This is a genomic window from Candidatus Neptunochlamydia vexilliferae (assembly GCF_015356785.1).
GTDB classification, from domain to species: domain Bacteria; phylum Chlamydiota; class Chlamydiia; order Chlamydiales; family Simkaniaceae; genus Neptunichlamydia; species Neptunichlamydia vexilliferae.
The window spans coordinates 1-12736 of the sequence record NZ_JAAEJV010000055.1; the positions used below are offsets into that span (position 1 = coordinate 1).

The 12736-nt window shown below is 44.9% G+C and carries 5 protein-coding genes; 4 read left to right on the forward strand and 1 reads right to left on the reverse strand.

Annotation, left to right across the window (positions count from 1 at the left end):
* The coding region (locus tag NEPTK9_RS07850) for a leucine-rich repeat domain-containing protein (RefSeq protein ID WP_478219257.1) at positions 1–2750 on the forward strand (2750 nt) is incomplete at its 5' end.
* A gap of 73 nt (positions 2751–2823) precedes the next feature.
* On the opposite strand, the gene NEPTK9_RS07855 is transcribed toward NEPTK9_RS07850, so the two are convergent.
* The gene (locus tag NEPTK9_RS07855) at positions 2824–3756 is read right to left on the reverse strand and encodes an Rpn family recombination-promoting nuclease/putative transposase (protein ID WP_194848284.1); all 933 of its coding nucleotides are present in this window, start codon (positions 3754–3756) and stop codon (positions 2824–2826) included.
* Positions 3757–3924: 168 nt separating this feature from the next.
* On the opposite strand from NEPTK9_RS07855, the gene NEPTK9_RS07860 reads away from it, so the two are divergent.
* The 3 genes from NEPTK9_RS07860 (at position 3925) to NEPTK9_RS07870 (ending at position 12438) form a co-directional block, all read left to right on the forward strand.
* Positions 3925–4905 (forward strand): Rpn family recombination-promoting nuclease/putative transposase, encoded by a 981-nt coding sequence (locus tag NEPTK9_RS07860; protein ID WP_194848285.1) that lies wholly within the window; start codon positions 3925–3927, stop codon positions 4903–4905.
* A 78-nt stretch (positions 4906–4983) separates the two neighbouring features.
* Entirely contained in the window at positions 4984–11847 is a 6864-nt protein-coding gene (locus NEPTK9_RS07865; RefSeq protein ID WP_194848286.1) for a DUF294 nucleotidyltransferase-like domain-containing protein, read from the forward strand.
* 297 nt (positions 11848–12144) lie between these two features.
* A complete protein-coding gene (locus tag NEPTK9_RS07870) occupies positions 12145–12438 on the forward strand; it encodes a transposase (protein WP_194846977.1) in 294 nt (97 codons plus the stop codon).
* The last annotated feature ends 298 nt before the right edge of the window (positions 12439–12736 follow it).

Consider the following 12736-nt stretch of genomic DNA (forward strand, 5'->3'; position numbering starts at 1 on the left):
TTAAGTGGGAAGGACTCGACTTCCACGTCAAACAAAAACCCAGCCATCCCCTCATGGAATATGCCATCTACAACCTCACCTCCCGCCTCTCCGGAGAGGCCCCCCCCCTAACAGAACTCGCCCGCTTAGAACCTCCTGGCCAAAAAACCTACCCCATCCTCATTTCCCAAACCATCCCCGGAGAAAACCTCAAAACAGCCCTTAGCAAAAAAGCACTAAAGCTCGACCGAAAACACCTCACCTGGAACCTCCTCACAGCAATCCTCACCCGCCCCGGAGACGGAAGAACCTCCAACTACATCCTCAACCAAGGAAAACTCCACTGCATCGACAACGACATCGCCTTCGTAGCCCCCATCGTCAAAAACTGGGGCCGATCAACCATCAACTTCTGCTCCGTCCTCTTTTGCATCGATCCCCAATTTAAACTCCATCCCGAAGTAGTAAAAAACTTCCTCAACCTCGACCCCCAACTCATCCTCACCAGCTGGGTCAAAGATCTCGAAGCCAAAGAAAAAAAATACACCTCCCTCTTTACCCTCAAACAGCGACAAAGACTCTATAACGAAGACCAAGAAAACCAATTCACCCCCACCCTCCTCTTCCGAGAAGGAGAGATGGCCACCCTCTGCACCCAGTTCAAAAAACTCCAAGAAGTTTTAAAACAGCCCCAAACCGCCAACACCCTCCTCTCCCACCTCGTCAACCTCCACAAAGACGATTTCAGCACCAGCCTCATCGGCCCCTACATCCAAAAAGCCTACACCTTCAAATCAGGCTCCATCGAAAACCGCCTCAAAACAGCAACCGGAGCTCGCGAAGACCGTTCCAAAACCACCCCCCAAACCATGAAAGCCACCCTTGGCAAAATCCCTAAACTCGAAGAGATCGAAAACCACAAACTCTACACCCTCGAAAAAGCCAAACAAGAGCTCATCGCCTTCCCCATGAAAGGACAAGGCCATCTTCTCAAAAATGGCCTTGAAATCAACTTCTCAAAGCTCCCCACCCCAAACCGCCAACGCCTTCTCTTCGAAAGCTTAAGCCTCCTCACAAACAAAAAAATGACCAGCTTCCGTATCCCCCACTGCACCGTCCTGACCCCCGAAAAGCTCACCCCTTTTTTCCACCACGGCCTAAAAATCCTCGACATCCGCGGTTCCAACTTAGAAAGTCTCAGTAACCTCCCCAAAGAAGCCCCCAACATTGAGAAGTTGTACCTCAGTGGATCCAAAAAGTTGAGATATTTTGAAAATAGGGGGCTCTTTAACTCACCCCCCCTAGAACTCCTCAAACTTCAAGAGCTCCACATCGCCCGGTGCGATCGCCTCACCTCCATTCGTCTCAAGTCCCACTCCCTCAAAGTCCTCAAAGCCAACAAAAACCCCAACCTAACAACCCTTCTTTTAGACGTTTTCCATCTGCCAAAACTCGACCTAGAAAATACCCCCCAAATCGATATTCAAGCGCTTCGAGAAGCCTTGAGCCAAGAGGGACGTGTCAGACAGTTTAACAAAGGACTTAACGACAAAGAAAATCAAAAAACCATCCAAAACTTCATTTCTTTGTCTTTAACCCAACTCGACCTTAGCCAGGGAAAGCTAACTCCTCCAGGTCTTCAGGTAATCGCGGAAATCATAAAAAAGAGTCGGACCCTTATCGATCTTAAAATCTTCGCTGATGCCACATCCAAAGAAGGTCTTGCCCCCCTTATGCAAGCAATTATTGGAAGTTCAACGTTGACCACTTTAAAGCTGGGTAAAGGAGCGCTCGACCCTCAAATGGTTCCCTTTATTGTTCAGCTGATCGACAAAAATCAGAACTTAAGGCGTTTAATCCTTTCCTATTTTCCACTATCGGAAAAAGAGATCGCTTCCTTGATGCAAGCTGCCACAAAAAGCAAAACCTTGGTGACATTTGATCTCCTTGGAAATGCCATTCCCTACGACATGGAAAAAGCCCTATACAAAAGCCTTCAAGAAAACCAGAAGCAGATAAAACCTCTCCTCCAAAGCAGCTCCTCTTCCAACTCAAGCGCCACAAGTAGCAGCTCTATATCGGTCACAAGGATACACTCTCACTCCTTCCCCATCCCTCCAATGGCTTTTGGCCCCAAAGAGTGGGAACGATACTTTGGACCAGTCGGAGAGGTGCCCCCCTTACCATCTAACATCGAAGAGATCCTCAATAGCCCCTGTCCCATCTGGAGTGATAAAAAGGTCAAAGAGACCCATCTCCTCACCCTCATTCCCAAAACGGTCAAAGGAAAGCCCCTGACCCTCAACACCCTTCAAACGCTCATCGAATGGCCCAAAGGAAACGGCCATGCCACGAAATATCGCTATTATAATGGTAACCTTAAAAAGGATCTTGGAGACCAAGAAGTGCTCTACCCCTACTGGATCCTGATGAGCCACGACGTTATCCCCAATAGTCGCAATAAAAAGTATAGCGATCAAAAAGGCCTCGCTAAAACCCTCAGCCAAAAGAGCCAGAAACCCTACACCCTTCCCAAAGCGCTCGAAGCAGCAGTCACGATTCTCATGGAGCACACCCGTTCAGAAAAAAAGTTCTACCAAAATGATCCCTTGACCTATACCCGGTGTCAGAAAACGTTAAATGATGGGTATCTACCAGCGATAGGCGGTTTTTCTGCTGATGGTCTTTATCTCAACTACTGCTACGATGGTTGGGAGGCTGAGAACGTTGGGGTAGGGGTTGTCAGGAAAGTTCCACACGGTAGTGGGTAGTAGGAGCATGGGTTCTTGAGTGGGGGCATTGGATGGCCACCGCAGGCGGCCCGAAATTTTTTTCTAGAAAAACCTAGCGGAGGGATTCAATCTCTTCGCTTGAAAGTCCGGTTGCTTCAGAAATTTGATTGACTGGAAGGCCCTGCTTAAGCAAAGTTTGGGCGATTTCTAAAGCTTTATTGGCTTCACCTTCTTTATGAGCTTTTCTTTCTGCAGCTTCTATAACCGCTAAGTGATCTCTTTGGTCATTAATGCTTGCTTCATAAGCTTTACGTGTTTTCGGGTCTGCAGAAAGCATCTCGAGCCGCTCTAAAGCTCTTTGGAAAATAGGATCCTTCTTTAGAAGCTCTCTTTCTTCTTCTTTAAGAAAGGGTGCATTGTTTAGAATATGGATCCATATCTCTTTATCCGTCTTGAGTTTATTAACGGGCTTTGACTTAAATTTCTTAAGATCAACGATAGTTGCTTTCCAATGATCAAAGATGTGCTCGTTAGAAGCGGAGATCTCGGGTTTAAACCGATAGGTTTCTACGACTTCATGATGATTTAAGATTCCATTCTTCTCTCCCTGGCTACGATGGAAATCTATAATTGCTAGGATGTGGACTTTTGGAAGGTCGGCCCAACCAATCATTTTCTTAGCCTTTTTGTCGTTTGAGTTCTTTGAAGAAATGGGTTGGTGGTAGTGGTACTCTATTTGCTCGGTGTAGTCTTTACCTAAGTAATAGAGAAGCCTTTTGTCAAACCCATCGTGATTATAGGTTTGCATTTCAATAATATAGCGCTCTCCTCTTCTGGTTTTAACCGATAGGTCAACAAAGGCCGAAGGCTTTCTTACTTCGACACGCATCTTTCTAGGGTCAAGGAACTCCTCAACTTCTATGCGGTCATCTCCTTCAAGGCCTAAAACAGCATTAATAAAGCTTTCTAGAATCTCTTTGCTACTTTTGTCACCAAAAAAGTCCTTGAACACGACGTCAATTTTGATATCTAACAAGTCTATCATGTCTCTAATACTCCATTGCCTGCAATTTTACCATGAAAGGCGCAGTCTGTATATCCTTTTTTGTCTGGAAAGCCCGAGCAATTATGTGATATCTATCGAAAACGCTCCCGGTTGAAAAAAATCTCAAAAAAGGGTAAAATCGAGGAAAGTAGAAACTTTAGGAGCACCATGGAAGCGATCAATCCCCGCGTCGACATTGCCTTCAAAAAAATATTTGGCATCGAAGAAAATAAAGACCTACTTATTTCTCTGATTAACTCGATTGTGGGAGAAGAAGATCAGGTTGTTGATATCACTCTGTTAAACCCCTATAACCAGAAAAACTTTAAAAGTGACAAGCTGTCGGTTTTAGATATCAAAGCCAAGGGCAGCACGGGTAAAAGGTTTAATATCGAGATCCAAATTACAGATGAGGGTGACTATGATAAAAGGGCTCTCTATTACTGGGCAAGGCTCTACACCGAACAGCTAGAAACAGCTCAAGACTATTCCACCTTGGAAAAAGTGATTGGGATCCACATCCTCAACTTTACCTCAATTCCCAAAGCAGAAAAATACCATAACGTCTTCCACATTACCGAAAAAGAGACAAACTTCCATTTTTTTAAAGACCTCGAACTCCACACAATTGAGCTTAAAAAATTCACCGACTCATTAAGCAAAGAGCTCGAAGGTATGATTCCGAAAATCCAAAATTCTCTAGACATGTGGTCGGCATTTCTTACCCGGAACAATCTTCTCAAAGTAGACAAACTTCCGAAGCCTCTAGATACTCCTGAGCTTAAAAAAGCCTTGAACGTTTTAAATGTCATGAACTTTAACTCTGAGGAAAGAGAGGCCTATGAAAACCATCTCAAGTGGCTCCGCATCGAGACAAATACACTAAAAAAAGCTGAGGAAAAAGGGGTCAAAAAAGGTATTCAACAAGGAATAAAGCAAGGACTTAAACAAGGCATAGAACAAGGACTTAAGCAAGGCATGGATCAGGGGCTTGAACTAGGGACAGAGCAAGGCATTGCAAAAGGGAAAAGAGAAGTCGCCTTGGCACTCCTTAAACAAAGCCTTTCGATCGGTCAAATCTCCGAAGCAACCGGACTATCAGAGGAAGAGATCGACCAGCTTTCTGACCCCGTTTTATCAAGGGATTAGCAAAGGTTTTTCCCATTACCCCCTTGATAAAAATTTTTATTTCCGCAAAAATGGTGCTGTTTTCAATTGGAGATAGCAATGGCATCCTCTTCCAACCAACTCGGAAAGACCCCAATCGGAAACCACTCTCTCGAGTTCTACAATATCAAGGGGAAGGTCGTTGCCCACCTCTATACTCAGACCTCTAAGCCAAAAACCTGTATTCTCGAGGGGTTAGAAACCACCCACCGCTACAGCTATGAGACATTGACCGGAAAGGCAAAAGAAACAATAGACACCTTCTTACGAAGCCACGATATTTCTTTAAAAACATGGAACCTTTCACCGATCAAAGAAAAAAAGAGGTCTTCTCTCTTTTTTGGGAAAAAGCTTGCTGAGATCCGGATCGGTAGAGAAAAAAACAGTGTCAAGTACAAGCAGCTCGATCATTTGATCGAGCTTATCGAACGCTCGGATGGAAAAAATAAAGAAGAGCTCCTCAAGGGGGCAAATCAGCTCTACATGAACCTTCTCAACCAAGAAGAGATTCCACAAAAAGAGCAGGGATTAGAAAAGATCTCGAAAAAATACCAAACAATCGTCGATCAACTTACAACCTCCCCACCCGAAGTAGGTGAACTTCTAAAACTGCAAGATGAACTCCAGCAGGTTCCTGCAAATCACCGCTCCTCATTTTACACCACATTGAGTGAGCAAATCGAAGCATTAACCATCGTTGCCCTGACAGACCAAGCCACTTTACCAGAAAAGCAGACTACTTTTAGCTTGGGAGAAAAGGACTATCAAGTGGTCCCCACCCGTGGAGAGGGCGCTTGCGCCCTCCACGCCCTCCTTGGAACTGAAAGTGGAGGAATCTACCGCTTTCCCGGTGAAAGCACCACCTCCTCTAGCCGAGCAAAAACCTCCTTTACCAACCATTTTAAAGAGGCTCTTAAAAAACGAGATCCCCACACGATAGCCCTATTTATCGGCCTAATCCAGTCTCACCTCACCTCAACTGATCCCTCCTCCCAGATGCTTTTTAATGACAGTCAACCGGGGAAGGCCCTGGTAGAAGAGGCGAAAAGACTCTCAGTCCCTTACATCACTGAGAGAGAAAAGATCAAAAAAGAGGAAGCTCTCCTCTGGCTCCAAGAAATAGAACAGTCCCAGGACATCCTATCCCACCTCTTCTCTGAGGTAGAAAAAATTACAGATCCCACCAGCTTCTACTACCGAAAGTCGGAAGAGGAGCTCGCGCTAATCTTCAAGAAAGAGCCCCTCCGCCTCCTCAGTCGGATCAATGAGGAGAGACCCCTTTACCTTAGCATTCTTCGAAATGATGCAAAAAAGGCAATTGAAACCCTCCAACTCGCTAAGGAAGATCTCCTCAGAAAAGAGAGCGCCCAAAAAAAGGGCTGGATCCTATCAGAAAAGATGGTGGACCACTATATCGAAACGGTTAACCACCCCCCTTTCTATCTCAACACCCAAGAGATCGAGCTTGCCGCCCACCTCTTTCAAAAAAAAGTCCTCATTGTCAAGTCTGAAGGAGGAAATATCGTTCCCGCTACTTCCCCCATTAATAACCAGCTCTCCACCCCACCAATCATCATCCACCACCAAGGAGCCCACTTCTCCCGATGTCTCCCCACCAACATACTCTTCTCATCAGACCAAAAACTCTCACCAATCTTTCAAACACTGACCCAAGAAAGAAGTTCCACACCTCCTCTAAACAGGTCAACACCACCGATCCCTGTCTTACCAAAGAAGCCAGAAAAAGAGAAACTTGAACCTCCCCCCTGCCCGCTTAACCTCGCACTCCTTAAACAAACAGAGGAAAGGGTTGCAAAAAACGAAAGAGAGCAAAGCCTCAAGGACTTCCGCCTCCTTCTCTTTCAGGTTAACAATGGAACCACCTCTCAAGCCTTCGACCGCCTCTATGCCCTTTCCCTTTTTTTCCTCAGCTACCTTCCTAAAGGACTCTTTGAACAGCTTTTGGGAGCCCAAAAGATGATCCCACGGCTCCTCAAATATACCCCTTCAAAGGGGAAGGAGCAGCTCGCGCTTGCCACCCTCTGTGGTCAACGGTATCGCGAATGGGCAGCTCCCCTCAAGGGAGATGCCAAGATTAACGAGAGCATCCTCGCCATGGAGTACTATAGCAACGCAATTGGACTTGCTACTCAATACGCTCCAGAAAAACTCAAGGCTCTCCACAAAGAAGCCTCCAAGCTCTTCATCCCCATCATCAAAGAGAAGCTTGTCGATACACAACTCTATAAAGAAAGACTTGCTCAGTGCGAACAAAATGCCCACCCCGAAGATTTTGAAAAAATCCTTAACGAGATCCAAAGGCTACGGGCCTTTCAGTGTGATGGAGGTGACTACCTCCTCAAACTCTACCAACAAGCCCAAGAAGTCCTCATCAAAGTGCGAGACAATAGAGCTGACAGTTTCTCCCATCTTGCCCACCCTATTGGAGCAGGTCTAACCCCCACCCCTCTACCCCAAAATCCAACCTACATCACCGAGAGATATCGAACAGCCCTCGATGAGTACCGGAAAACCTTCCCCACCCAGAATGGATCTTCCATACGGAATCTCCAGAAAAAGCAAACCGAAGACTTTATCACATTTTTAAACACCCACATCCTCAAAGACACCTTTGCAATCCTCGGCCCGCCTCCCCCCGGCTATGCCCTCATGGCGATGGGATCCATCGCCCGAGAGGAGGTCCGCCCCTACTCCGATCTCGAATGGATGATCCTCATCAAAGAAAAGAGCCACTTCGATTACTTCCAGACACTCGACCGCCTCATCAATCTCCAGCTCACCTCCCTTGGAGAGCCCCGTATAGGGACGAAAAACCCTTTCACCGCTCTCCAGTGCCCCTCGGGACTCCACCTCGATCATGGAAGCCATTCCACAGACTACATCCGGAAACCAAAAGAAATGGCAAACCAAACCGGACTAAAAACTGAAGAAGATCCAGCAAGTCTTTCTCATACCCTTCTTAGAACCCGTTACCTCGATACAGACAGTCCAGAACTGATTTCCAAATATAAAAAAAAGGTCCAAAAAATCTTAGACACCCCCGCAGGTAGCAAAACAGTCCGCCAATGGCGGGCCCTCTTGCTCATCAAGGAGAGAATCACCGATTACAAAAAAGTATGGAAACAAGAGGTTACAGAGACGGTTATATCCAAGCAAATTCAAGAATTGGGAATTTGCCAAAGCCAGCGCCCCAGGTTTAGCTCCCTCGAAGGAGATGCTGGCGCGAGCAAAAACCAATTCTCGAATTTATCTGGGTCTAACCTCAAAGAGCAATACATCAAGCCCCTCTTTCTCCTCATCGGCGATCTCGCTCTCTACTTTGGGATCGATAAGACAAACACCCTCGACATCTTAGATGGGTTTAAAAATAGAAAAATCTTTGACCCCCTCACCCGCTCTCTTCTAAGGGAAAGTGTCGAAATGCTTTACACGATCCATGTCGACCTCCAACCTCTCAAGGATCATGAAACGCTCCTTTCTCGTACCTACTTTCTCCTCCTTGAGCCCCTCTACACCTATCTCGAAAAGGTTCTTGAAGGAGCGCTTCAAAAAAGCAACAAGTCCGATCCAAAAGAGGTTAAAAAAACTCAGCTTGCTCCCCTCGAAAAAAGTCTTATCAACCTCTCTCTTCCCCAATTGACCTTCAACCAGATCCTCTCCCTTGCATCTAATCCTCTCGAAGCAACAGCCCCACTTGAGACCTTTGTCACCTGCATGGCTCAAAAAGTCTCCGAAGAAAAGCGCCACCTCTATTGGTACAAAAAACTCTCCCAATTCACCACCTCAGAGCCACTCAGAAGCCTTTACCTTAAAACCCTCCTCCAACAGAAAAAAACAGATCTCTATAACCTGCTCGCTCCCATCCCCAACCGCGAGGGAACCCGACAGTCGGTCTTGATCGAGGAGCAGGCGTTCTATAAATCACTCACCCGCCTGACGCAAAAAACAAAATCAGCCGCTACCATCACCAGCCCCACGCTCGGAACCCGCTACATCAAAGAGACCCTCTTCGATGACCTCTTCGATTCCTCTGACAATATCAGCGATGACTATCCCGGAGAAGAGACAACAGAGGGGTATAGAAGTGCCCACAATGTCTGCCACCTCAAAAAAGAAGAGCTCGACCTCCACATCAAACAAAAACCCTACCACCCCCTTATGGAATATGCGATTTATAACCTCACCTCCCGCCTTTCAGGAGAGGGCCCCCCTCCTACCGAACTTGCAAAAATTACCAAAGGAAACAACACCTACCCCGTCCTTATTTCCAAGACTGTCCCCGGTATCAACCTTCAAAAGGCCTTAACAAAAAAAACACTTCCCCTAGATGGGAAACACCATACATGGAATCTCCTCCTATCGATTCTCACCCGTCCTGCCGACGGACGAGCACCCAACTATATCTATAACCGGGGGAAAATCACCTCTATCGACAACGATATCGCCTTTGCGATCCCTATACTTAAGGGAGAAAAAAGCTCAGAGGCTTGGAAAAGAAAGCTCGACTTCATGCTTGGAAGGCTTCCTGAAAAAGATGTCGGTAAGCCAATGCCCCATGACACCGTCCGCTTTTGTTCGATCCTCTTTACCATTAATCCTGGCTTTAAACTCAAACAAGATGTTATCAAAGATTTCTGCAATCTCAAACCCAACCTTATCCTTGAAGGCTGGATAAAAAATCTTGAAGCCAAGGAAAAAGAGTACTGCGCCTTATTTAACGAAAAAACCCTTGAAAAACTCTTTAAAGAAAATGCTCTTAGAACCTTCACCCCTACCCTTCTCTTCCGTAAAGGGGAAATGGCCACCCTATGCGCCCAATTCGACTATCTTCAGAGATTTCTTAAAAGCTCTCTTAATGTCAAAAGAAAAGTAACAGCTAACCGACTCCTTGACTCCCTTATTAACCTAAGAGCCAAAGACTACAGTACGCAAAACATTGGGAAATACCTCAGTAATGCCTATAAGAATAGGGGAAAAACGGCTGAAAACCGTCTCGAAAAAGCGGTTGGAAGAACGGTTAGGCAATCCTCCACCTCAATTGGTGCTCAATATTCCTGCTATGGCAAAGAACTCACCTACAAGGAGATTAAAAAAGGACTCCTTTCTATTTCTAAAGCAAAAGAAGAGTTCCTCCTCTATAGCACCTTCAAAACAGCCCGCGCCATCAAAGAAGGGATCGAGGTTGATTTTATAAACCTAGTAGGAGACGATGAAAGAGAGCGTATTCTTACTTCCAGCCTTAAGCTGAACTTGCTTAAAAACTACTCCTCCCTTCATATCCAGGGTTGCACAACCCTCAATACGCCAACCTTACTTCCTTTTCTTCACAGAAACATCAAGATCCTTGATCTAAGCGGCTCTGGCATTGTTTTCTTCAAAGAAATCGGAGACAAGACTCCCTCTATCGAAGAGCTCAATCTCTCCTGCTGCCTTAACCTTCTATCTTTGGAAATCCCAGGGAAAGAAGCTACAGCTTTTAAACCAGAAACTCCCCCTTCACAGATCAACCTTCCCAACCTCAAAAAACTTAATCTCTCATACTGCCATCAACTGGCAACTATTCGTCTTAATGCTCCCAAACTTGAGACACTCAGCCTACGTAACTCTGCAATTTCTAACTTTTCAGGGTTTGGAAATACTCTTCCTCACCTTAGAAAACTTAATCTTAGCTTCTGTAGCAAGCTTCGCTCTATAGAAATCCCTGGTCTAGCAACTTCCCTACCAGTCCGTCTTCCCAAGCTTAAAAGCCTCAATGTCTCTCAATGCCGCCAACTGACAACTATTCGTCTAAAAGCTTCAAGTCTTTATTCATTCAAAAATACCTACACTCCAGCACTCAAAAATATCCATATCGACTTGAAAAATTATGACTATGCAAGACTCAATCATTCTCTCCTCAAAGCCCAAGGACTTAAACGAAGCATAGCGCAAAATAAAAAGGATATTGCACGCCTGTTATCCAACCAAGATCTTCAAACGTTGGACTTAAGCTTTTGTGTAATTAACAATAAGTGGGCTGAAATAATAGCACAGCTTATTACCAAAAGCAAAGCACTAAAAGAGGTTAAACTAAGGTACTCGAAGCTTTCCGAAAAAGCGATTGCAGGTTTGCTCGATGCTACCAAAAATAGTTCAACCCTAATCAACCTTGATCTCACAGGAAATAAAGTACCTATAGAGCTTGATCAAGCAATCTACGAGTGTTTACGCAAAAACCAGGTAAGCTTGCATAGACATACAGCCCCCCAATTACCTAAAATAGCTTTTGGCCCTGAAGAATGGGAGAAATATATTGGATATGTCGATAAAACGGTTCCCTTGCCTTCAAATATCGAAAGTATTCTTAATAGCGACTGCCCAATCTGGAGAGGTAAAAAAACAAAGGATACCCATCTTTTAACTTTTATCCCTCAAAAAATAAATGGCAAGCCGCTTACAATCAATAGTTTTCAAGACCTTATAGAAAGCAAAAACTTAGATGACAAAGCTGCAGCATATAGATATTACTACGTTAAGCTCAAAGAAGATCTCGGTAACCAAAAAGTTCCCTACCCCTACTGGATCATGATGAGCTACGATGTTATTCCAAACAGTCGTGGTAAAGACTATACAGCTCAAGAAGCTATGGTAAAGATGCTCAGCAAAAAAACTGAGCAACCCTATGATCTCCCCAAAACGCTTGAAGCTACGATAGTAGCCTTAACAAATTACATTCGATCTAAAACAATGTTATATGCTGATAAACCTCGAACCTACACCCGGTGCCAGGAGATGCTGAGCGATGAATATGGTGCAAAGGTTGGCGGCTTCTCGTCTGGCGGCCTCGGGCTGGGGATCAACTTTTGGGAGCCTGATAGCATTGGAGTAGGAGTTGTCAGAAAATTTTCACAGGGTAGCGGTTAATTGGGTCGCCTAAGGCTACCCAAATTTTTTTTCGAAATTCTTCTTTATTGACAGCAACCGTTACTCTGTGCCGGTAGGCTTGCTCATTTTTGCTCCCCCTACCATGTCCCTTTCAATGAACCCTTCTATCCTGGAGAGTCTTGAATCGAGTTGTCTAAGATCCAAGGAGACTTTCTCAAATTGAGCCGATATTTTTTCAAATTTTTTCCCAAAAATGGTTACCAAGGCTATGTATAATGGTCCGATAAATTAGAGCCACCTGCTAAGCTTATAACCTCCGTAACAAGGAGGCCAAAAGTGGCAAAGAAAAGAAAAACATATTCAGCGGAGTTTAAGCTCAAGGCAGTACTAGAAATCCTGAAAGAAGATAAAACAGCATCACAGCTAGCAGGAGAACTAGAGGTAAATCCTATGGTACTTGCAGGTTGGAAAAAACACTTTAAAGAAGTTGGACTTCAGGTTTTTGAGAAGCCAAGAAGAGCCTCAGGGCTAAAAAGAAGTGAAAAGGAAAAAGCTGAGCTTTTCGAACAAATTGGGAGGCTTAAGATGGAAATAGAATGGCTTAAAAAAAAATTAGCTATATTGACCTAGTTAAGAGAAGATCACTTGTAAACCCTGAAGACGAGTGTTTTTCCCAACGAAAACAATGTGAACTACTTAGTGTATGGCGCTCAGGCTTGTACTATCAATCTTGAGGGCCAAGCCAAGAGGACTTGCAGTTAATGAGAGCAATCGATGAGCAGTATCTTAAAACCCCTTTCTACGGTAGGCGTAGAATGACTTTAGAGATTGTCAAAGTCAAGGAAAATTCCATAGGTATCGATGAGATAAATTCCATAGATCTACATAAAAATATTTTTACTCCCCCCTCTTACTTGTAATATCCTTA